Source organism: Neobacillus solisequens, from assembly GCF_051233465.1.
Lineage (GTDB): Bacteria > Bacillota > Bacilli > Bacillales > Cytobacillaceae > Neobacillus.
The window spans coordinates 102331-123917 of record NZ_JBKFGJ010000006.1; the positions used below are offsets into that span (position 1 = coordinate 102331).

At 43.6% G+C, this 21587-nt stretch carries 23 protein-coding genes; all 23 read right to left on the minus strand.

Features of this window, described 5'->3' with window-relative positions; translation table 11 throughout:
* Positions 1-20: 20 nt before the first annotated feature.
* On the minus strand, positions 21-1025 hold the full coding sequence (gene nuoH / locus ACI3K6_RS08015) for an NADH-quinone oxidoreductase subunit NuoH (RefSeq protein ID WP_435554409.1): 1005 nt from the start codon (positions 1023-1025) through the stop codon (positions 21-23).
* On the minus strand, positions 1025-2125 hold the full coding sequence (locus ACI3K6_RS08020) for an NADH-quinone oxidoreductase subunit D (protein ID WP_335482054.1): 1101 nt from the start codon (positions 2123-2125) through the stop codon (positions 1025-1027). Before ACI3K6_RS08020 ends, nuoH begins: the two co-directional genes overlap by 1 nt.
* A 3-nt stretch (positions 2126-2128) precedes the next feature.
* Complete coding sequence (locus ACI3K6_RS08025) at positions 2129-3532, minus strand: NADH-quinone oxidoreductase subunit C (RefSeq protein WP_435554410.1); 1404 nt, start codon at positions 3530-3532, stop codon at positions 2129-2131.
* A gap of 3 nt (positions 3533-3535) precedes the next feature.
* Positions 3536-4048 carry a NuoB/complex I 20 kDa subunit family protein gene (locus tag ACI3K6_RS08030; RefSeq protein WP_335476741.1) on the minus strand — a complete coding sequence of 171 codons (513 nt, stop codon included), beginning with the start codon at positions 4046-4048 and terminating at the stop codon, positions 3536-3538.
* Positions 4039-4413 carry an NADH-quinone oxidoreductase subunit A gene (locus ACI3K6_RS08035; RefSeq protein ID WP_335476740.1) on the minus strand — a complete coding sequence of 125 codons (375 nt, stop codon included), beginning with the start codon at positions 4411-4413 and terminating at the stop codon, positions 4039-4041. The genes ACI3K6_RS08030 and ACI3K6_RS08035 overlap by 10 nt, the downstream gene beginning before the upstream one ends.
* 1245 nt (positions 4414-5658) lie before the next feature.
* The gene (locus ACI3K6_RS08040; RefSeq protein ID WP_335476739.1) at positions 5659-6063 is read right to left on the minus strand and encodes a F0F1 ATP synthase subunit epsilon; all 405 of its coding nucleotides are present in this window, start codon (positions 6061-6063) and stop codon (positions 5659-5661) included.
* Between the two features lie 20 nt (positions 6064-6083).
* Complete coding sequence (atpD, locus tag ACI3K6_RS08045; RefSeq protein WP_335476738.1) at positions 6084-7505, minus strand: F0F1 ATP synthase subunit beta; 1422 nt, start codon at positions 7503-7505, stop codon at positions 6084-6086.
* A 189-nt stretch (positions 7506-7694) separates the two neighbouring features.
* Positions 7695-8552, minus strand: coding sequence for an ATP synthase F1 subunit gamma (gene atpG / locus ACI3K6_RS08050; RefSeq protein ID WP_335476737.1), 858 nt, complete (start codon positions 8550-8552; stop codon positions 7695-7697).
* A gap of 96 nt (positions 8553-8648) precedes the next feature.
* On the minus strand, positions 8649-10157 hold the full coding sequence (gene atpA / locus ACI3K6_RS08055) for a F0F1 ATP synthase subunit alpha (protein WP_335476736.1): 1509 nt from the start codon (positions 10155-10157) through the stop codon (positions 8649-8651).
* A gap of 24 nt (positions 10158-10181) precedes the next feature.
* The gene (locus tag ACI3K6_RS08060; protein WP_335476735.1) at positions 10182-10718 is read right to left on the minus strand and encodes a F0F1 ATP synthase subunit delta; all 537 of its coding nucleotides are present in this window, start codon (positions 10716-10718) and stop codon (positions 10182-10184) included.
* Positions 10715-11239 (minus strand): F0F1 ATP synthase subunit B, encoded by a 525-nt coding sequence (locus ACI3K6_RS08065; protein ID WP_435554411.1) that lies wholly within the window; start codon positions 11237-11239, stop codon positions 10715-10717. Before ACI3K6_RS08065 ends, ACI3K6_RS08060 begins: the two co-directional genes overlap by 4 nt.
* Positions 11240-11346: 107 nt before the next feature.
* Entirely contained in the window at positions 11347-11559 is a 213-nt protein-coding gene (gene atpE, locus ACI3K6_RS08070) for a F0F1 ATP synthase subunit C (RefSeq protein ID WP_027323467.1), read from the minus strand.
* 63 nt (positions 11560-11622) lie between these two features.
* Positions 11623-12336 (minus strand): F0F1 ATP synthase subunit A, encoded by a 714-nt coding sequence (atpB, locus tag ACI3K6_RS08075; RefSeq protein ID WP_335476733.1) that lies wholly within the window; start codon positions 12334-12336, stop codon positions 11623-11625.
* A gap of 23 nt (positions 12337-12359) precedes the next feature.
* Positions 12360-12734, minus strand: a complete 375-nt coding sequence (locus tag ACI3K6_RS08080; protein WP_435554412.1) for an ATP synthase subunit I — start codon at positions 12732-12734, stop codon at positions 12360-12362.
* A 2-nt stretch (positions 12735-12736) separates the two neighbouring features.
* The gene (locus ACI3K6_RS08085) at positions 12737-12958 is read right to left on the minus strand and encodes an AtpZ/AtpI family protein (protein ID WP_335476731.1); all 222 of its coding nucleotides are present in this window, start codon (positions 12956-12958) and stop codon (positions 12737-12739) included.
* A gap of 375 nt (positions 12959-13333) precedes the next feature.
* Positions 13334-15550, minus strand: a complete 2217-nt coding sequence (locus ACI3K6_RS08090; protein ID WP_435554413.1) for a S8 family serine peptidase — start codon at positions 15548-15550, stop codon at positions 13334-13336.
* Positions 15551-15795: 245 nt separating this feature from the next.
* On the minus strand, positions 15796-16425 hold the full coding sequence (upp, locus tag ACI3K6_RS08095; RefSeq protein ID WP_335476729.1) for a uracil phosphoribosyltransferase: 630 nt from the start codon (positions 16423-16425) through the stop codon (positions 15796-15798).
* Between the two features lie 151 nt (positions 16426-16576).
* Positions 16577-17818, minus strand: coding sequence for a serine hydroxymethyltransferase (glyA, locus tag ACI3K6_RS08100; RefSeq protein WP_435554414.1), 1242 nt, complete (start codon positions 17816-17818; stop codon positions 16577-16579).
* A gap of 175 nt (positions 17819-17993) precedes the next feature.
* Entirely contained in the window at positions 17994-18560 is a 567-nt protein-coding gene (locus ACI3K6_RS08105) for a TIGR01440 family protein (RefSeq protein WP_335476727.1), read from the minus strand.
* Positions 18561-18592: 32 nt separating this feature from the next.
* Positions 18593-19039 carry a ribose 5-phosphate isomerase B gene (gene rpiB / locus ACI3K6_RS08110; RefSeq protein WP_335476726.1) on the minus strand — a complete coding sequence of 149 codons (447 nt, stop codon included), beginning with the start codon at positions 19037-19039 and terminating at the stop codon, positions 18593-18595.
* A gap of 113 nt (positions 19040-19152) precedes the next feature.
* Positions 19153-19608, minus strand: a complete 456-nt coding sequence (locus ACI3K6_RS08115) for a low molecular weight protein arginine phosphatase (RefSeq protein WP_335476725.1) — start codon at positions 19606-19608, stop codon at positions 19153-19155.
* Between the two features lie 120 nt (positions 19609-19728).
* Positions 19729-20277 (minus strand): manganese efflux pump MntP, encoded by a 549-nt coding sequence (locus ACI3K6_RS08120; RefSeq protein ID WP_435554557.1) that lies wholly within the window; start codon positions 20275-20277, stop codon positions 19729-19731.
* 100 nt (positions 20278-20377) lie between these two features.
* Positions 20378-21421, minus strand: coding sequence for an L-threonylcarbamoyladenylate synthase (locus tag ACI3K6_RS08125; RefSeq protein ID WP_435554415.1), 1044 nt, complete (start codon positions 21419-21421; stop codon positions 20378-20380).
* Between the last annotated feature and the right edge of the window lie 166 nt (positions 21422-21587).

Consider the following 21587-nt stretch of genomic DNA (forward strand, 5'->3'; position numbering starts at 1 on the left):
GCCAGGCACCACGACTTTTTTTAGAAAAATAACGATTTGATGATGGCAGTTAGGAAGATGTTTCCCAGCGCAACCGGCATCAATACTTTCCATGCGAATTCCATTAACTTGTCAGCGCGCATCCGTGGGAATGTACTGCGGAACCACAAATAGATAAATAGGATAACGCAGAATTTGAGCGAGAACCACACTGCTCCTGGAATGAAACCCAAGAACCCAAATGGAGACATCCAACCGCCAAAGAATAGCACCACAATCAGTGAAGTCATTGCGAATAAATACACATATTCTGCCAGCATGAAGAATGCCCAGCGGAAACCGGTGTACTCGGTATGATAACCGGCAACTAACTCTGATTCTGATTCCGGAAGGTCAAATGGTGTCCTGCTCAGCTCAGCCACTGATGCTATGAAAAAGACAATAAAGCCGATTGGCTGCAGTAAAATAAACCAGCCGTGCTTTTGTGCATGAATGATATCATTTAGGTTCAAACTGCCTGAAAGAAGAATAACACCTAGTACGGACATAACAAGCGGGATTTCATAGGAAATCATCTGTGCAGTTGCCCGTGCTCCCCCTAACAGAGAGTACTTGTTGTTGGATGCCCAACCACCAAGCAGGATACCGAATACTGTCATCCCGGAAATGGCTACATAATACAGCAATCCCACACCAATATCGGCGAATTGGAATTTATCTGTGAACGGAATCGTTGCCAGCACCATGAAAGACGGAGCAAAGGCAATGACCGGCGCCAAAATAAATAACGGTCTGTCAGCAAGCTTCGGAATAATATCTTCTTTTAGTAAAAGCTTTAAAACGTCCGCAACGGTTTGGAGTAATCCCCAGCGTCCGCCAAGTTGGTTCGGACCGTGACGAAGTTGCATATACCCCATTACTTTCCGCTCCGCCAAAATCGAATACGTAACAAACCCTAATACGACTAATAGTAAGACAAGTCCCAGAATAAAGAAGATGATAAAGTTAAACAAACCGGGACTCGACTGAAGCATATCTTGTATCATTAGCCGTCCACCTCTCCAAGGACAATGTCTATTGCCCCTAAAATTGCAATCATATTTGCAATATTTTCTCCCTTCAATAACTTAGGAAGAATTTGCAAATTATAGAAGGATGGTCTTCTAAATTTTAACCGGTACGGCTCTTTTTTACCGTCACTATTGATATAACAGCCGATTTCGCCGCGCGGTGACTCGATTCGGACATAAGCTTCCCCTTTGGGTGCCTTAACAATTTTAGGGACTTTCGCTAAAATTTCCCCGCCGGATGGGAATTGCTCACAAGCCTGCTCCAAAATTTTCAATGACTCTTCGATTTCGGCAAGTCTGATTTGGTAGCGCGCCCAAGCATCTCCTGTCTCTCTTGTTGGAACATCAAAGGTAAAGCGGTCATAAATCGAATATGGCTCATCCTTGCGAAGATCCCATTTTACTCCTGTACAGCGGAGGTTTGTTCCACTTAAGGAATAGTTCAGAGCATCTTCCTTTGTATATTGACCAATTCCTTTTACCCGGTTTAAGAAGATTTCATTTCCTGTTACGAGGCTGTGATAACCCTCAAGCTGTTCACGCATATACGGAATGAAATCTTTTACTTTTTCAATCCAGCCTTCCGGTGCATCCCATTTTACACCGCCAACACGCATGTAATTATAGGTTAAGCGACCTCCAGAAAGTTCATTTAACATATTGATAATCATTTCACGTTCACGGAACGCATAGATGAATGGACTGGTTGCCCCAAGGTCAAGCAGGTATGTACCCCACCATACAAGATGACTGGCAACCCGGTTTAGTTCCATTGCAATAACACGCAAGTATTCAGCACGTTCCGGTATTTCCATACCCATCATGGTTTCAACAGCATGACAAATAACATAATTGTTGGTCATGGCTGATAGGTAGTCCATCCGGTCTGTGTAAGGAATAATTTGTAAATACTGCAGATTCTCAGCAATTTTTTCTGTACCGCGATGCAAGTACCCGACAACCGGAGTTGCTTCTGTAATCAGCTCTCCATCCAGTTTGACAACCAGACGAAATACCCCGTGAGTACTAGGATGCTGAGGACCTACGTTCAAGATCATTTCTTCCGTTCTAATCATTGGCTACACCTCCACATCATACGGCTCATAGTCTTTTCTTAGTGGATAGCCAATCCATTCTTCCCCAAGGAAGATTCGATGCAAATTAGGATGTCCAGTGAACTTAATGCCCAGCAAATCGTATGCCTCACATTCAGGCCAGTCTGCACCCGCCCAAACAGGCTGAAGCGATTCGATCGTGGATTCATTTCGGTCAATCTTTACCTTTACCGCAACGGATTGGCGGTTTTTGTATGAGTATAAGTGAACATATACTTCCATATGTGTTTCAAAATCAGTGCCATGAAGCTCCGATAAATAGTCAAAACCCAAAAGCTCATTGTATTTTAAAAATTGAGCCAGCTTGTAGTAGGATTCGCGCTTCACGACTAGTGTCGGAACATCTTTAGAGAGTTTATTAATATAAAAGTCTTCTAAAACATCAGAACCCATATTTTCTTCAATGACTTTTACATACTTATCTAGGAATGGCTGATTTGGTGAAGGTTTGGCTTCTGCTGCCGGCTCTGCTGATTCTCCTGCTTTTGCCGCACCCGCTGCTTTCGCTTTTGCTGCTGCCGCCGCCTTTGCCTTTGCTTTGGCTGCGGCAATTGCTTTCGCCTTTTCATCATCACCCGCAGGCTCTTCGCCACCGGCCTGTGCTTTCGCTTTTGCCGCTGCGGCTGCTTTCGCCTTGGCTGCTGCGGCCGCCTTTGCTTTGGCTGCCGCCGCTGCTTTCGCTTTGGCATCGTCTCCTGCTTCTGCTGCCGGAGCTTCAGATTCGCCAGCCTGTTCCATGGCCTTGCGTTTGGCCGCGGCTGCTGCTTTCGCTTTCGCTACAGCGGCTGCCTTTTTCTTCGCTAAATCATCGGCGTCAGATGCTTCCGCTGCAGTTGGGGATTCTTCTTCCGAGATGCCTTCACGTTTTTGTTTTGCTAATGCTGCGGCTTTTGCTTTGGCTGCTGCGGCTGCTTTTTTCTTCGCTAGGTCATCAGCTTCTCCGCCTGTGGCTTCAACCGTTGGAGTTTCCTCTTCCACGATGCCTTCTCGCTGCTTTTTCGCTAATGCTGCAGCTTTTGCTTTGGCTGCTGCGGCTGCCTTTTTCTTCGCTAGATCATCGTCTTCTCCGCCTGTGGCTTCAACCGTTGGAGTTTCCTCTTCCACGATGCCTTCTCGCTGCTTTTTCGCTAATGCTGCAGCTTTTGCTTTGGCTGCTGCGGCTGCCTTTTTCTTCGCTAAATCATCCGCTTCTCCGCCTGCAGGTGTTGGCGCTGCGGCCTCAGCCTTGCCCTGTTCTTGCTCCTGCGCTTCCTGCTGTGTCTGTCCGGCCTCCTGCTGAGCTTTTGCCTGACGTCTCGCCAGCGCTGCGGCTTTCGCCTTCTCAGCGGCTTCCCGCTTTAATTGCTCGAGATCCTTTTCCCCGCTCATTTATCAGGTCACCTTCTTCCCAGTCTTCGCTTCATAACGAATTTTTTCCTTTAACTTATTAATTCCGTAAATTAAAGCTGCTGGGTTTGGAGGACAGCCCGGGATATACACATCAACCGGAACTATTTGATCGACACCTTTTACAACGGAGTATGATTTGACATACGGTCCGCCTGCCGTGGCACAGGAACCCATCGCAATAACCCACTTCGGTTCTGGCATCTGATCATATAACCGGCGTAAAATCGGCGCCATTTTCTTCGTCACCGTACCCGAAACAATCATACAGTCTGATTGACGCGGCGATGGACGGAAGAACGAACCAAAACGGTCCAAGTCATAGTGAGCGGCACCCACACCCATCATCTCAATCGCACAACAAGCCAGACCAAATGTAACAGGGTAAAGCGAACTGCTTCGTGCCCATGCTTTCACTTGCTCCAGCGATGTCATAAATACATTTCTTTTTAACTCTTCCATTTCCAGTGATGAAATGCCATCTAAGTTTAAATCCATCGTAGCACCTTCTTCTTCCAAGCGTACACTAGGCCAATTAACAGCATAATCACGAAAAGTAGCATTTCGATAAGTGCAAAAACCCCTAGCTTATCGTAGGCAACGGCCCAAGGATATAAGAACACCGTTTCTACGTCAAAAATAACAAACATTAGGGCAAAAATATAATAGCGGACATTGAACTGAACACGTGAATCGTGAAATGGCTCAACACCGCTCTCATATGTGGTTAACTTCTCCTCACTAGGCTTATACGGCCGTAGGAGCTTCCCCAAATATAACGCCACCACTGGCAATAAAACCCCGAGACATAGGAACACAAAAACTATCAGATAATTATTCTGATATACATTTAAAAGTTCCATGTCATCCCCTCCAATGTTGAATTTTTCAAACTAATGAATATTGTAACCGATAACATTATAACATTGTTACAAACTTGTGTCGACAAAACCCACTATGTAAAATTGGAATTCTACGCCGCGAAAGTTTTTTTAATCAAGTCTTTTTAGAGCCAACTCTAAAAAGACTTGATTGTAAAATTTTCGCAAAGCTCACAGTGGAGCGGAGTTGCAATGTGCAGGTAGCTTATACCAGTAAAACCCCAATTATAACCACCCTTGTTGGTTTGTTTCAAATACGGGTATCCCCTCCTCTGAAATTTGCGTGATCTGCAGCGCAAGCACGAGAGATGACATGACTAAAAAGAGTTGCAAAAATCACAGAGGGTTGAATAAGGTATTAAAGGGTTTCAAACAGGTTGTAACCTGCTAATAATAAACCGGCAACAACCCTAATTAAATAGTAATTACTCGGTAATGTCTGTGAATTTTGTCATAATTTGTTCAAATTTTAATGAAAACTTTAAAAAACCAGCCCCTACAACTATATTCAATTTAGTCCCATTCATTCTTTTATTTCGTAATGCCAATGGAGGAATTAATATAGATACTATAATGAGAAAGGGTACTTGGTTTTATTTCGGACATATCCTTGGGAATCTTAAAAGTAATTGCCCCGTAAGAGAAAAGACTTTTCTTTTGTGATTCCTCCGCTATTTGGCTTTCATCCCCTTTATGAACGACACTCCTTTTGTGTTTCCTTCGCTATTTGGCTTTCATTCCTTTTATGAATGACACTCCTTTTGTGTTTCCTCCGCTATTTGGCTTTCACCCCCTTTATGAACGACACTCCTTTTGTGTTTCCTCCGCTATTTGGCTTTCATTCCTTTTATGAACGACACTCCTTTTGTGTTTCCTCCGCTATCTGTCTTTCATCCCCTTCATGAACGACACTCCTTTTGTGTCTCCTCCGCTATCTGTCTTTCATCCCCTTCATGAACGACACTCCCCTTGTGTTTCCTCCACTATTTGGCTTTCATTCCCTTTATGAATGACACACCCCTTGTGTTTCCTCTACCATTTGGCTTTCATGAACTTTCAAACAATTCATATTACAGCTATTCAACATAGTTTCCAGCAAATGAACAGCTAATTAGTATTGTAATAACCTCCGGGTTTGTGATTTTTTTATGGGAGACATAACAAAAAACCCCTTTGTACAGCCTTTTAAAGCTGCCCAAAGGGGTTTTGGTTATTCACAAAATATTATTATCTTTTTTCCGCTACGGCGAGGCGATTGATGGCGCGTCTTAGCGCGAGCTCGGCACGTCTAAAGTCGATCATCTCGGCTTTTTGTTCCTGCATACGCTGCTCAGCACGTTCTTTCGCTTTTAGGGCACGTTCCACATCGATATCTTCAGATTTCTCAGCAGCTTGAGCCAGAATCGTTACTTGATCAGGACGGACTTCAAGAAAACCGCCTGTAACCGCAACAAATTCTGTTTTGCCACCCTTTTTGAGGCGAACAGCACCAATTTCAAGCGGTGCCACCATCGAGATGTGTCCTGGTAAAATACCGAGATCACCACTTTTAGCCTTGGTGCTTACCATTTCCACATCTGAGTCATACACCGGGCCATCGGGAGTAACAACATTGACTTTAATCGTCTTCATTTTTTACCCTCCTGGCTAGTTTAAGCCTCTACACCCATACGTTTTGCGGCCTCAACCACTTCTTCGATACGACCAACAAGACGGAAAGCATCCTCTGGAAGATGGTCATATTTCCCTTCAAGGATTTCCTTAAAGCCACGGACAGTTTCCTTAACAGGTACATAAGAACCTGGTTGGCCTGTAAACTGTTCAGCAACGTGGAAGTTTTGTGATAAGAAGAACTGGATACGACGAGCACGTGCTACGACTAACTTATCTTCATCAGAAAGTTCGTCCATACCAAGGATCGCGATGATATCCTGTAATTCACGGTAGCGTTGTAAAGTCTGCTGAACTCTACGAGCTACTGAATAGTGCTCTTCCCCAACGATTTCAGGTGATAGGGCACGAGAAGTTGATGCTAATGGGTCCACCGCAGGGTAGATACCCATTTCAGAAAGCTTACGCTCAAGGTTTGTTGTTGCATCCAAGTGAGCGAATGTTGTAGCAGGAGCCGGGTCAGTGTAGTCATCGGCTGGTACGTAAATCGCTTGAATAGATGTAACAGAACCTTTATTAGTAGAAGTAATACGCTCTTGTAATTTACCCATTTCAGTAGCAAGTGTTGGTTGGTAACCTACCGCAGATGGCATACGGCCAAGCAACGCGGATACCTCAGAACCTGCCTGTGTGAAACGGAAGATGTTATCCATGAAGAACAACACGTCTTGTCCTTGCTCATCACGGAAATATTCAGCCATGGTCAAACCAGTCAAAGCAACACGCATACGTGCACCAGGAGGCTCGTTCATCTGACCGAATACCATCGCAGTTTGCTTGATAACGCCTGAATCCGTCATCTCATGATAAAGGTCGTTACCTTCACGAGTACGCTCACCTACACCAGCGAATACGGAAATACCGCTGTGCTCTTGAGCGATGTTATTGATTAATTCCTGAATTAATACGGTTTTACCAACGCCGGCACCACCGAATAGACCGATCTTACCACCCTTGATATAAGGAGCAAGCAAGTCTACAACTTTAATACCCGTTTCAAGAATTTCTACTTCAGTAGATAGATTTTCAAATGTTGGTGCTTCACGGTGAATAGCATCACGGCGTGCAGAAGCCGGAACATCCTCTTTAAGGTCAATCGCCTCACCTAATACGTTGAATACACGACCAAGTGTCGGTTCCCCAACTGGTACGGAAATTGGTCTACCCATATCCTCTACCTCTAAACCACGAGTCAATCCATCAGTGGAAGCCATCGCGATCGTACGAACTGTATCATCACCTAAATGAAGGGCTACTTCAAGGGTTAAGTTGATTTCAACTTCTGATTCATTACGCGCATGATTCACAACTTTTAATGCGTTATAGATCTCTGGAAGATGACCGTTTTCAAACTTAACGTCAACAACCGGACCCATAATCTGCAGAACGCGTCCTTTGTTCATCGTTTTCCCTCCTAACTTACTTTTTGCCTATTCCGACCCCTTTTTTTAAAAACAAACCTTGAGAGTGTTCCGCCACGTGTTCAACTGTGAACACAAAGGATTCGCGGTAGAATCCATTTCTAGGCGTAATCCCCATCTGGCACAGTCTACCAGGCTGTTTTTTCAAAAAAAAGGGGGGTTGACGTTTTATTATTCTAGCGCTGATGCGCCGCCAACGATTTCGGTGATTTCTTGCGTAATCGAAGCCTGGCGGGCACGGTTGTAGCTTAATGTATAGGAACTAATTAATTCGTGTGCATTATCCGTTGCGTTTCTCATTGCAGTCATCCGGGCAGCGTGTTCACTAGCTTTGCTGTCAAGGAGAGCACCATAAATTAAGCTCTCTGCATATTGCGGCAGCAACACTTCGAGAATTTCTTCCGGTGACGGCTCAAATTCATAGGATGTGAGCTTGTGAGTAGTCGAAATATCCTGTAAAGGAAGTAGCTTCTTCTCGGTCACTTCCTGCGAAATCGCGCTTCGATAATGACAGTAATAGAGATAAATTTCATCAAATGTTCCATCGGCAAACATGCCTACGGTTGTGCTGGTTATGTCCTTAATGTCCTGGAAGCTTGGCTGGTCGGAAACTCCAACGATTTCAAGCGCCACATCCATACCGCGCTTAACGAAGAAATCGCGGCCAACTCTTCCAATGGCGATAATCGCAAATTCATCATTTGATTTATGACGGCTTTGGATTGTCTGATGGACACGACGAATGACGTTACTGTTAAATGCGCCAGCAAGTCCACGGTCAGAAGTCATAACGATATAGGCGGTTTTCTTAACCGGACGGTGTTGCAGCATCGGATGTGACACTCCACCTGTACCGATTGCAATGGACGCCGTCACTTCCTGGATTTTTTCCATATACGGAACGAACGCTTTTGCATTTAATACGCCTTTATTCCATTTAGCAGCCGAGGTCATTTCCATTGCCTTGGTAATTTGACTCGTCTTTTTCGTCGAATTGATGCGATTTTTTATATCGCGTAATGAAGCCATAGGTTCTCACCACCCTCACTCAAAGAATGTCTGGTTGGTGACAGACACTTGTTGGAAGTGACTGTCACCATTCCTGTTCTATATGTCAGACCTGGATTATTCAGATGTAGCAAACGTCTTTTTGAAGGTGTTGATTGCATCTGATAAATCGTCATCGGAAGGAAGGTCCTTCGTGGTAACAATCTGGTCTAACAACTCTTTGCGATTGAGGTCCATCCAGTTATGGAATTCAGATTCAAAACGGCGAATATCCTGTAATGGAATATCGTCAAGGAATCCACGTGTTAATGCATATAAAATCATAACTTGCTTTTCAACTGGTAGCGGCTTGTGAAGGTCCTGTTTTAACACTTCAACTGTACGCGCACCACGAGCAAGCTTTGCTTGTGTCGCTTTATCAAGGTCAGAACCAAATTGAGCAAATGCTTCAAGTTCTCGGTACGAAGCCAAGTCAAGACGCAGTGTACCAGCAACTTTTTTCATTGCCTTAATTTGCGCGGATCCACCTACGCGGGATACGGAAAGACCTGCGTTGATCGCCGGACGAACACCGGAGAAGAATAGGTCTGACTGTAAGAAAATTTGTCCATCTGTAATGGAAATAACGTTTGTTGGGATATATGCAGAAACGTCCCCTGCTTGTGTTTCGATAAATGGTAATGCCGTAATGGAACCAGCACCAAGTGCATCACTTAACTTAGCTGCACGCTCTAATAAGCGGGAGTGCAGATAGAAAACGTCCCCTGGATATGCTTCACGACCTGGAGGACGGCGAAGTAATAGGGATAGCTCACGGTATGCAGCCGCTTGTTTAGATAAATCATCATATACGATTAAAACGTGTTTGCCTGAATACATAAACTCTTCAGCCATCGCAACACCAGCATACGGTGCTAAGAATAGCATTGGAGCTGGTTGTGATGCTGATGCAGAAACAACGATTGAGTATTCTAATGCGCCATTTTTACGTAAAGTTTCAACTGCACCACGTACGGTTGATTCTTTTTGTCCAATCGCAACATAGATACAGATCATGTCTTGACCTTTTTGGTTCAAGATTGTATCAATCGCAACAGATGTTTTACCTGTTTGACGGTCACCGATGATTAACTCACGCTGTCCGCGGCCAATTGGTACAAGGGCGTCAATCGCTTTAATACCAGTTTGTAATGGCTCATGAACGGATTTACGTGCCATAACGCCTGAAGCAACTGCTTCAACTGGGCGAGTTTTTGTAGAATTGATTGGACCCATACCATCGATAGGTTGTCCTAATGAGTTTACTACACGTCCGATTAGTCCTTCACCAACTGGAACCTCCATGATGCGGCCTGTACGGCGAACCTCGTCACCTTCACGAATTTCAGTGTAAGGTCCAAGGATGATAATACCGACGTTATTTTCTTCAAGGTTTTGTGCCATACCCATAACGCCGTTTGAAAATTCAACAAGTTCTCCGGCCATAACATTGTCGAGGCCATGAACACGGGCGATACCGTCACCGACAGAGATAACAGTACCTACATCCGTAACTTGAATGTCTGCCTGATAGTTTTCGATCTGCTTTTTTATCAGGGCGCTGATTTCTTCAGCTTTGATGCTCATGAATTTCACCCCTATCTAAGAATCCTAGCTTAACAATTTACGTTCTAAACGGTCTAACTGACCGCGTAATGATCCATCATATATACGATTTCCGATGCGGAGCTTGACGCCACCGAGCAAATCGGAATCTACGATATTCTCAATTTTAAGAGTCTTTTTACCAATTTTCGCGGCAAATACTGCGGACATAGCCTCACGTTCAGCATCCGATAATGGACGTGTCGTATAGACCTCCGCTTCGGCAATTCCCATTTCCTGATTAGCCATTTCAATGAATTGGTTGACGACTTCAACCAATTCATTAACGCGATGTCGATCGACCATAATTAGTAATGTGTTCAAAACATACACGTTTACTGTTGCAAACGCAGCTCTGATCATCTCTTTTTTCTGTTCGTTAGTAACTTTGGAAGATTTTAAAACAGCTTTTAGATCACTGTTATAATCTAAAACTTCTCTGATTACACGAAGATCTTCTTCTACCAAGGATACGCTTTGTTGATCCTTTGCAATTTGAAACAGGGCCGATGCGTAGCGTTTTGCTACTAAGATATTACTCATCGCCGTTCTCCTGCCTCTTTAATATACTCATTAATCAACTGATCTTGGTCTGCCTGAGTCAATTCCTTTTCAATGACTTTAGAGGCAATTAAAACAGATAAAGAAGCAACTTGTTCGCGAATGGCGGCAACTGCTCTTTCCTTCTGTTGTTCAATTTCCAATTTAGCAGCATCTTTAACGCGTTCCGCTTCAGTGCGGGCTGCAGCAATGACTTCGTCACCTTGAATTTCGCCTTGTTTTCTGGCATTTTCAATCAAAGTTTGTGCTTCATTGCGTGCTTCTTTTAAAAGACTTCTTTGTTCTTCTAAAAGCTTTTTCGCTTCTTTGCGGCTTTCTTCTGCTGCATTTATTTCGCTCGCGATGTGATCTTCACGAGTTTTCATGATGCCCATTAGCGGACCCCATGCGAATTTTTTAAGCAGTGCTAATAACACGATAAACACGATTAACTGGAAGAAAATATCTCCAAAATTAACATGGGTACCTTCGGCAGCACCCAATACAAGATTGCTCAATAACACCTTGGGTTCACTCCTTTCAAGAGTTTATCACGCATGACAAAAATAGACATAAATGAATGGCGAAGGTTTCAAGACAATCGACTCCGCCATTTGCAATTTTTGAAATTTTAGCGATTTAAAACCATGAACGCGATAACTACGCCGATGATTGGTAACGCCTCAACTAACGCAACCCCGATGAACATTGTAGTTTGTAGTAATCCACGTGCTTCAGGCTGACGAGCGATCCCTTCTACTGTACGGCCTACGATAAGACCGTTACCGATACCTGCACCTACTGCTGCTAAACCGATTGCGATTGCTGCTGCTATAAGATTCATTATTTTGTTCCTCCTTAAAAATGGATAAATAAGTTTTTTATTTGTTTTCAACTTCTTATAAAATTAATGGTCAGCGCTCACTTTATGAGACATATAAACCATTGTTAACATAGTAAAGATATACGCCTGAATACATCCGACGAAAATCGAGAATGCCTGCCAGACAAAGGTCAGCGGAATAGCTGCAATAAACCCTGCTATACCTTGATGTGCTAGTCCAGCTGCTAATAAAGATAGCAACAATTCCCCGGCATAAATGTTACCGTAAAGACGCAGACCAAGCGTTAAGGTATTGGCAAATTCCTCAATAATTTTTAACGGGAATAAAAACTTCATTGGGCTGAAGAACGTTCCCCCGTAGGCTTTCGCCCCTCTTAATTTCACGCCATAAAAATGCGTTAACCCGACTACCATAACCGCCATGGTTAAAGTGATTACTGGGTCAGCTGTTGGCGATTTCCACCAAAGTTTTTCGTCAACAATAATTGCAAATGGCAGACCTAGCATATTGGATACAAAAACGTACATGATGATTGTCAGACCGAGAACATGAAATCTTCCGCCGTCCTTCCAATCCATTGTACTGTTGATGATGCCCTTAACAAAGTCCATCACCCACTCCAAAAAGTTTTGCATCCCTGTAGGTTTCATGGCCAGTTTGCGGGTTGCTATCACGGCAATTAAGAAAACAATCACACTGGATACGGTAATCATCAACATATTCGCCGCGTTAAACCAAAGACCCATAAATTCAAACTCAGGAGCCCCATGATGCATGTAAACTTCACCTCGCTTCCCGTTTATTTATGTACATGCAGTGCATGATAAAAATAATTTATCATAATGACAATATAGGATGTCATTAGCCCCAATGCAACACCTTCTACCCTAAAATATTGTGGACATTTTAAGGCAATTGTTACTGAAATCGCTGCCATTGCTAATCTTTGTAGGGATCCAAGCGAACGCAGTTTTTTTCCTTGAGAAATGGCTTTGTCAAATTTGTCTGCCTTTCTCATTAACAACCAAAGATTCACGTTGCTAAAAATGGTACCTAGTATGATTCCAAGGAAAACGGTTTTGTAGGATGTAAACCCCCAGCCAAGTACACAAATGGATAATATGTAAAAAGTCCATTTTCGCTGTCTGTTATATAGTTCTTTAAAATCTGGCATGGTTATTTATCTCCTGAATAAAACTGACGGATTGAGAGCAACATGGAATATACACCTGCAGAAAGCCCCAACAACAGTCCGATAATTAAGAAAATTGGCTCTGTACCCCAATTCTTATCGATCCATCTGCCTGCAAATATTCCTATTAAAATAGAGCCTACCAATTGGGAGACAATCGCGGACATTAAGGCCATAGCACGAAATGGATTTCGATCTTTTTGCATAAAAAATCATCCTCACCATAAGAGAATGGGTGTTGGAAAAAAATTATTCAAGAATATAACATTGTTGGGCTCGTGTCAAATGAAATTTTAATGAAAACGCTATGATTACACCCTTTGTTAGCATACAATAGGCAATGTTTAATGTCAATTGGTTTACGTGAATTAATCAACATGCAATTTCCCGAATTTTATAAATTTAAATTACCTTAACACTACCTACGTAGTACAAAATATTCTTACGGATTTTCTACTAATTTGGTTTCATTTTTTATAATAAAAATGGAAAAATTTTTGAATTAATACTACTTAGAAAATTATTTCTAGTTATTTCCCGAAGTTATTTTGCAAAATAAAAAGAGCTGGCAACAGCTCCTTTTATTTGTCAATGACAATCATCGTTTCAATAAAGTCCTCTTTGCCGGCTTTTTTGGCAAAAACTTTCACCCTATATGTGCCTGCCGGCGGTAAACTTTCTTGTGATAGTTCTTTTCGAATTAGCCCTTTTTTCACGTTTGTGCTGGAATCCAAAAACTGAACAAAACGATAGTCCTCAGGGTTAAAGAGCGCAATGCCAAACTCCTCAGCTCCCCCTGGCATATACACCTCATACCGATAAGTGCCTGGCTGATCTCCTGGAGTAAAATCAAAGCCCATTATTCTCGGGTAGCCCGGTTCCTCAAGAACATATAAATAAGGAACATGATAGATCGTATCCCCAGCATTTACAGCTAAATAGCCATCAAAAATCTTCTCTTTAAACACTTTTGGATCGACCTCAAGCTCAACTGTTACCTCCTTTGATTGTTTTGGTCCCAATGAAAATGATATCGGGAACCGCCAGTTGAGTCCTTCCCTTTGCTTGGGCAGATCAAATGAGTACATTTGTGTTCGACTGCTAGTATTTTCTATTTTTAAAATGTCAATATGCCTATTCTTACCTTCAGTGAATTTTCCAAATTTAATGCTCCCTGGCATGATGAGTGATTCCGTCTTGATTGCCTCATCTACTTGAATTCTACCAGCCCCTTGGGCATAGGTATGATAATAGGGCGCGTTGATGGGACCTGATCCACGGCTTAATTCAAGGGAGGTTTCTGTTTTCACAAGTGGTTTTGCCGTATTCATTAGGGCAGCCTTTATTTGATCGGGTGTCCAGTCAGGGTGGGCCTGTTTAATTAAGGCACATGCACCGGCGACATGCGGCGCTGCCATACTTGTTCCTTGGAGCGATAAATAGCCTCCTGGTATGGTTGAATGAATCGCAACGCCAGGGGCAACAATATCCGGCTTTATATCCCAAGTCATCGTTACCGGCCCCCTGGAGCTAAAATCAGCTAGACGATCTTTTTCCTTTATTATTTGAACTCTTGATAGACCTTTGACGTTTTGAATGGCTCTTTGCAGCCTCTTTCCCTCCTCCTTCGTGAGGGAACCGACAGGGATATCCAACATTCCATCAAGGTTACCCATAAAGCTACCGTTGACATTGTTATAAATGATGACCGCTTTCGCTCCCGCCGCGCGTGCATGATTGGCTTTTTCCGTAAAAGTAAGTGTACCCCGTTCAATTAGGGCGATTTTTCCTTGAACGTTTTTTAAATCCGTTTTTCCTCCCATTCCTCCTTCGACTAACTCTAGCGATCGATCAAGGTTCCATGGCACTGAACCTTCCATCGGCTGAATACGGATTTTTCCCTCTATTCCTTCTACATCTAAATACGCGATGTCCATCGTGGGTGTAGACGCCCCAACGGATATTGCCTTTGAAGCTGTCCCCGGAGAACCAACTGTCCAGATATTTGGACCAGAATTTCCAGATGCGGCTACTGCGACGATCCCCTTTTCCACAGCGCGGTTAAGTGCCATACTGATGGGTAAGTCCGGGCCGTTAATGCTATTCCCTAGTGAAAGGTTCATGATATCGACTTTATCTTTAATGGCTTCTTCAATGGCAGCAAGCACTTGCTCCGTTGTCCCACCGCCGCCAGGGCCAAGCGCTCGATATGCAATTATTTTCGCTTCTGGGGCGACACCGTTTATTTTTCCATTGGCCGCGATAATGCCGGCAACATGTGTCCCGTGGATGGTTGCTTGTCCTGCGGCCAACGTTTCCATCGGATCGTTGTCACCATCGACCAAATCATGGCCACCTCCATAATTGCGGATGAGATCGGGATGAGTATAGTCTACTCCGGTATCAATCACTGCCACTGTTACTCCTTTACCGGTAAGCCGTTGGTTGGCTCTGTCAAAATAACCGCGGACCTCATCCCCGCCGATGATTTTCACACTCTCCTCCACCTCAGCGCGGTACTCGGTGACGGGTGAGATGTGGGTTATGGACTGCTTAGCAGCAAGCAGGGTCATTTCTGCTGGCGGACCTTGAACGGAGAACCCGGTGATCGCCTCGTTAAACACACGCCGCAGCTTAATCTTTCTGTATGGAGCGAGAAGCTGTTTAATTTCCTGTTCTGTTTTGGTCTGATTGAGGATGACGATGGCAATCTCATCCTTGGTGGATACCGGTATTGGCGGGGTGATTAACAGGTTGGGAGTTTGAAAAGCAAGCAGTAAGGCGAGCAGCAATTTCATATAAAGGCAATCCCCTTTTTTCCATAGCGTTTTCTTTGGGAGGAGAAAGTATGCAGGAGGGACGCAAGTAAGTGGACGGTTTTCTCAAGTAAATGGGGTAGTTTCACAAGTAAATGACTCCATACCGCAAGTAAACCACGTTAATCCTGAAGTAAAAGGGTGCTTTCGGCAAGGCACCTCTCATTTTTCGCGCATATAACAAAAAAAGTGCCGCAAGCACTATGCCTGTGACACTTTTTCCCACATTATTTTGTTCCAAATAGACGGTCGCCAGCATCACCTAGGCCTGGTACGATGTAACCGTGGTCGTTTAGCTTCTCGTCAAGAGCAGCAATGTAGATATCTACGTCTGGATGAGCTGATTTTACTGCTTCGACGCCTTCAGGAGCTGCGATTAAGCACATAAATTTGATGTTTTTAGCACCGCGCTTTTTCAAGCCGTGGATAGCTTCGATAGCAGATCCGCCGGTTGCAAGCATTGGATCTACTACGATAAAGTCACGCTCTTCCACGTCCTTTGGAAGTTTTACATAGTATTCAACCGGTTGCAATGTTTCAGGGTCTCTATATAAACCAATATGGCCTACCTTCGCAGCTGGGATTAATTTTAAAATGCCGTCCACCATGCCAATTCCTGCACGAAGAATTGGTACGATTCCGATTTTTTTCCCTGAAAGGATCTTGGATTTGGTTTTGCAGACTGGTGTTTCGATGTCCGTTTCTTCAAGTGGCATATCTCTGGTGATTTCAAATGCCATGAGTGTTGCAACTTCGTCAACCAGTTCACGGAAATCTTTTGTTCCAGTATGTTTATCACGTATGTAAGTAAGTTTGTGCTGAATAAGCGGATGGTCAAAGACGTAGACCTTAGCCACAAGAATCGCCCCTTTTATGATAATTTTTTACACTATGCCCCATTTTACAGAAAAACAATCCAATGAGCAACTAAAGACGAGGTGAAATTTTTGTCAAATCCTTTACAACAAAAATCGGCCCACTGTATCAAGGTAGGCCGATTTTTTCTAGTTAATATTCAGGATAAAGAACAAATTTGCTTGAAAGGGTGTCCACACGTTTGCGGGCTTCCTCTAAGGCAGCTTCGTCCTCATGATTTTTCAATGTGTAGGCAATGATGGAAGCAATTTCGTCCATATCTGCCAGACCGAAACCACGAGATGTTACAGCAGCTGTTCCAATACGGATTCCGCTAGTTACAAATGGGCTTTGCGGGTCAAATGGAATGGTGTTTTTATTGACAGTAATGCCAACTTCATCAAGAACATGCTCGGCAACCTTTCCAGTTAAACCAAGAGATTGTAAATCTACTAATAATAAATGGTTGTCTGTTCCACCGGAAACAAGTTTGATTCCTTCTTTTTGAAGGCTTTCAGCCAAACGCTGGGCATTGGCAATAATTTGTTTCGCATAATCTTTGAAGTTATCTTGTAATGCTTCACCAAATGCTACTGCTTTAGCAGCAATTACGTGCATAAGTGGACCGCCTTGAATGCCAGGGAAGATAGATTTATCGATCTTCTTGCCAAATTCTTCTCTGCAAAGAATCATCCCGCCACGTGGACCGCGTAAGGTTTTATGAGTAGTCGTTGTAACAAAATCAGCATAAGGAACTGGATTTTGATGTAAGCCTGCAGCGACAAGACCTGCGATGTGAGCCATATCCACCATGAGGAAGGCACCTACTTCATCAGCGATCTCACGGAATTTAGCAAAATCAATTTCTCTTGGATAGGCGCTTGCACCTGCTACAATTAGCTTTGGCTTGTGTTCACGCGCTTTTGCCAATACATCCTCATAGTTAATCCGATGGGTTGTTTCATCGACACCATATTCAACGAATTTATATTGAATACCACTGAAGTTGACTGGGCTGCCGTGAGTCAAGTGACCGCCGTGAGATAAGTTCATTCCCAAAACCGTATCACCTTGTTCAAGGATGGTGAAATAAACGGCCATATTGGCTTGGGCGCCGGAATGTGGCTGCACGTTTACATATTCCGCACCAAAAATTTGTTTCGCGCGGTCACGGGCAAGATCTTCAACAATATCGACATACTCGCAACCGCCATAATAACGACGGCCTGGATAGCCTTCAGCATACTTGTTTGTTAAAACAGATCCCTGTGCTTCCATTACCGCTTCACTGACAAAGTTTTCTGAGGCAATAAGTTCGATTTTGGAGCGTTGACGTCCTAATTCCTTTTGAATCGCTAGAAAAACCTGCTCGTCTAATTGTGACAAATGCTTCATGGTTAACCCCCCTATGTTCCAAAACAGTTAGAAAATTCTTTCTCTATTTTAGCATGTTTTTTATAAAAAGAAAGGATTTAGCCTTATTTTATAAAAATTGTTCGCCAATTGCAAAGGATTAACCCTATTTAATTATATTTTCCAGTAGAACTAGTTCAATTTCCGAACATTAACATTAATGACAACTTATATTTTCCGTGTTTAGCTCATATACAGCTCTTGCACCGCCAATCAGCTTTGGTCGTGATTTAGCTAGAGTGACTTGGGCATGTCCCAATGTTTTCTGTTTTACTCGAACCGGTACAGCAACGTGCTTGAGATGCATGCCGATTAAGGTGTGTCCGATATCGATCCCCAATTCTGCCTTCACGAATTCCACCACAACAGGGTCAGCCAGTTTACCAAAAGCATATGTAGCCATGGCACCGCCAGCATGGCGGACAGGCACGACGGAAACTTCATCAAATCCCCGCTCCATTGCAGTAGAACGTTCCAGTACAAGAGCTCGATTTAAATGCTCACAACATTGGAAGGCCAACTGAATCCCGGTTTCCGCTTGGAGATTTTTAAGCCCTTGAAAAATCATTTCTGCCACATCTAGAGTTCCAGCCGTGCCAATCCTTTCACCAATGACCTCACTTGTGCTGCAGCCCACCACTAGCAGTTGACCCGCTTTGAGAGACTCCTGATTTTTAAATTCTTCCAAAATTGCTTCCAGTTCTTTTTCCCATTCCTGGATCATACGCCTCGACCTTTCTGTAGCATAATCTGATTTTATTGGTTCTTACTTTCATAATCCGTAATTTTGCCAACCCGGTTTGCGTGGCGACCGCCTTCAAAATCCTCAGTTAACCAGATTTGGGCAATATCCCTTGCCAATCCTGGGCCAATGACACGCTCGCCCATTGCCAACATATTGCTGTCATTGTGGGCGCGAGTTGCTTTAGCGCTGAATGTATCGTGAACAAGTGCACAGCGCACACCCTTTACTTTGTTAGCTGCAATACTCATTCCAATTCCAGTTCCACAAATTAAAATCCCGCGGTCAAACTCACCGCTTGCCACCTTTTCTGCTACTGGCAGGGCATAATCCGGATAATCAACTGATGTTTCACATTCACAGCCAAAATCAACGTATTCTATGTTTAACTCGTCCAATAGATTGGCGATCTCCTTGCGAATGTGGATGCCGCCATGGTCAGATGCTAATGCTACTCTCATGAGAATTCCTCCTATGTTCTAAACTCATTCTGCTTTAATTTTGACATACTGCCTGAAAAATATAAAGCCCAAACAAAAATATAAAAGCCCTCTTAAAAAAAGAGAGCTCCTGCCTATTTAATTTCCCGCCATTGTTGAATTTTTTCGATGGCCTTATTAATAAGTTGGTCCAGCTCTTTGTAGGTTTCTTCGTAAATAGCCAAGCTTCCCCCGAATGGGTCGACCACATCGTGATCAAACTCTTCCCCGGTAAATTCCTTTAAAGTAAAAACCTTTTCAATCGATTTTGGGTACTGCTGCTGGATGGCAAATTTATGGGCCGAGGTCATGGTCAGAATCAGTTCCGCCCATTCAACCTCCTTGTCGGACAATAAGGTGGAACTATGCTGATGAGTAATTTGGTTATTTTTCAAAACTTGTTTGGCATGAGGAGATGCTTCGCTTCCGTTCGCCGCATAAATTCCTGCTGATTTTACTTCCATTCCCGCCAAATCTTTGTTTTTCAAAATCGCTTCTGCCATTGGACTTCTACATGTGTTTCCCGTACATACAAACAGTATGCGCCGCAATGTGTTTGCCCCCTTTCCTTCTATTATAAAACAATTTTCTAAACAATATGTATAATCGGCATCCACTGCCGTAGCTAGGTTGTCTCTCTCTATTACTATATCACCTTTTTCAATAAGCCGTTACCAAAATATCGTAATCAACTTAAATCCAAACGCCAGTAATATGGCGCCACCCAGCGCCTCACTATATGCCCCAAGCCATCCTTGTACCTTTTTTCCCAGCAGCAGGCCTGCCCAGGTTTGCACAGTGGCGATAATCCCAAAGCATAATAAGACCATTATCGTTTTAGCCCCATAAATCCCTAGAGTTAGCCCTACTGAGAAGCTATCAAGACTGACACTGAATGCAAAAATCAACAAACCGATGCCCACCGGAGAAATCGACTTCTGCTCTCCAGGTTTCAAACTTGCCCATATCATTTGCACACCTAATATAATTAACAATAAACCGCCAATAAAAGTGGCGACTGCTCCAAATTTATCCGATAAAAATCTCCCAGCCGTCATTCCGGCAAGCGGCATAAAAACATGAAATAACCCAATGGTCATTCCGATTTTAAAAATTTTCCGCAAGCGCAATTTGTACAAGCCCATTCCCAGTCCGACTGAAAAAGCATCCATTCCTAAGGCGGTTGCCATTATTATTAATGTTATTAATTCGCCAACCATTTCTGTCACTTCTGCCACGCTCCCTTGGACTAACTATTTCAACTTATGCACGTCCAAATGGTTTTAGAAGCTATAAAAAAAGCCAGAGAATCTCTGACTTTTACTCTGAAATGATTTTGTTTCCAGCTGCTTTAAGAAGCCTGTTCATGATGGCATGTCCCACACCTTCGCTAGGGAACATTTCACTAAAAATGACATCTACATTGGACTGATTAAACTGACGGAGTGTATCGTAAAGAGCGGCTGCTACTGATTCGAGTTCACTGCGCTTCCCACAAGCCAGCACGTAATCTGCTCTGTATTCAGTCTGATGCTCCTCCGTTGTCAGCACTCCAACTCGCAAGCTCTCTTGCTGTTTTTCATCCACTAAGCCTTGCAAAAATTCCTTGGTGCCTGCGACCAAATAAAGCGGAGCATTCGGGGCATAGTGGCGATACTTCATGCCTGGTGCTTTCGGTTTAGCAGCCTCATCGGTTAGGGCAGGATCAACCTTCACTTCTCCAATCACCTCTTGGAGCTGCTCCAGCGTAACCCCACCTGGCCTTAAAATGACTGGGATTGCCTCCGTACAGTCGATCACGGTAGATTCCACTCCTACTCCAGTTGGCCCACCATCAAGGACCCCGGCAATTTTCCCTTGTAAGTCATCGATCACATGCTGTGCAGTTGTCGGACTTGGCTTCCCTGAGCTGTTGGCACTCGGAGCAGCAATCGGCAGACCGCATTGTTTTAGGAGGGCCAGTGCAACCGGATGGTCTGGCATTCTAACCCCGACTGTGGTGAGCCCTGCTGATGCCTTTTCTGACAAAACCCCTTGCTTCATTTTTAAAATAATGGTTAAGGGTCCAGGCCAGAACCCGTTCATTAATTGTTCTGCCTTTTCCGGAATCTCTGCTACAAAATCGTTTAGCTGTTCCCTATCAGCAATGTGAATAATCAGTGGATTATCGCCTGGTCGTCCTTTTGCGGCGTAGATCTTTTCAACAGCTTCATCATTGAAAGCATTTCCGCCCAGTCCATAAACCGTTTCGGTAGGAAGGGCCACCACTTCGTTATCCCGTAAAAGTTGCGCGGCATCCACAAGTTGTGGATTACTTTCCAGATTATCCACATATTTATCCACTTTCCATACTTTTGTATTCATAGTTATCCACCTTTATGATCCAGAAGTCATTGCGTCGAAAAATGACGAATTTAGGCTCAATGACTCACTTTTTACACTTTATACGTTTGCAAGTATAAAAGAAGGCAGCCATAAATACAAGTTTTATCCACAAATTGTGTATAAGTAAGTGAAAAAAGTGGATAAC

Excerpts from the sequence above, each read along its gene's own strand:
- ACI3K6_RS08085 (WP_335476731.1), bottom strand. The coding sequence starts at position 12,958 with ATGCAAAAAGATCGAAATCCATTTCGTGCTATGGCCTTAATGTCCGCG.
- ACI3K6_RS08105 (WP_335476727.1), bottom strand. The coding sequence starts at position 18,560 with ATGATCCAGGAATGGGAAAAAGAACTGGAAGCAATTTTGGAAGAATTT.
- ACI3K6_RS08060 (WP_335476735.1), bottom strand. The coding sequence starts at position 10,718 with ATGAGTAATATCTTAGTAGCAAAACGCTACGCATCGGCCCTGTTTCAA.
- atpG (WP_335476737.1), bottom strand. The coding sequence starts at position 8,552 with ATGGCTTCATTACGCGATATAAAAAATCGCATCAATTCGACGAAAAAG.
- atpA (WP_335476736.1), bottom strand. The coding sequence starts at position 10,157 with ATGAGCATCAAAGCTGAAGAAATCAGCGCCCTGATAAAAAAGCAGATC.
- glyA (WP_435554414.1), bottom strand. The coding sequence starts at position 17,818 with ATGAAGCATTTGTCACAATTAGACGAGCAGGTTTTTCTAGCGATTCAA.
- atpE (WP_027323467.1), bottom strand. The coding sequence starts at position 11,559 with ATGAATCTTATAGCAGCAGCAATCGCAATCGGTTTAGCAGCAGTAGGT.
- ACI3K6_RS08125 (WP_435554415.1), bottom strand. The coding sequence starts at position 21,421 with ATGAATACAAAAGTATGGAAAGTGGATAAATATGTGGATAATCTGGAA.
- ACI3K6_RS08025 (WP_435554410.1), bottom strand. The coding sequence starts at position 3,532 with ATGAGCGGGGAAAAGGATCTCGAGCAATTAAAGCGGGAAGCCGCTGAG.
- rpiB (WP_335476726.1), bottom strand. The coding sequence starts at position 19,039 with ATGAGAGTAGCATTAGCATCTGACCATGGCGGCATCCACATTCGCAAG.
- ACI3K6_RS08035 (WP_335476740.1), bottom strand. The coding sequence starts at position 4,413 with ATGGAACTTTTAAATGTATATCAGAATAATTATCTGATAGTTTTTGTG.
- ACI3K6_RS08080 (WP_435554412.1), bottom strand. The coding sequence starts at position 12,734 with ATGCCAGATTTTAAAGAACTATATAACAGACAGCGAAAATGGACTTTT.
- atpD (WP_335476738.1), bottom strand. The coding sequence starts at position 7,505 with ATGAACAAAGGACGCGTTCTGCAGATTATGGGTCCGGTTGTTGACGTT.
- ACI3K6_RS08090 (WP_435554413.1), bottom strand. The coding sequence starts at position 15,550 with ATGAAATTGCTGCTCGCCTTACTGCTTGCTTTTCAAACTCCCAACCTG.
- atpB (WP_335476733.1), bottom strand. The coding sequence starts at position 12,336 with ATGCATCATGGGGCTCCTGAGTTTGAATTTATGGGTCTTTGGTTTAAC.
- ACI3K6_RS08120 (WP_435554557.1), bottom strand. The coding sequence starts at position 20,277 with ATGGTTGGCGAATTAATAACATTAATAATAATGGCAACCGCCTTAGGA.
- ACI3K6_RS08030 (WP_335476741.1), bottom strand. The coding sequence starts at position 4,048 with ATGGATTTAAACTTAGATGGCATTTCATCACTGGAAATGGAAGAGTTA.
- ACI3K6_RS08040 (WP_335476739.1), bottom strand. The coding sequence starts at position 6,063 with ATGAAGACGATTAAAGTCAATGTTGTTACTCCCGATGGCCCGGTGTAT.
- ACI3K6_RS08020 (WP_335482054.1), bottom strand. The coding sequence starts at position 2,125 with ATGATTAGAACGGAAGAAATGATCTTGAACGTAGGTCCTCAGCATCCT.
- nuoH (WP_435554409.1), bottom strand. The coding sequence starts at position 1,025 with ATGATACAAGATATGCTTCAGTCGAGTCCCGGTTTGTTTAACTTTATC.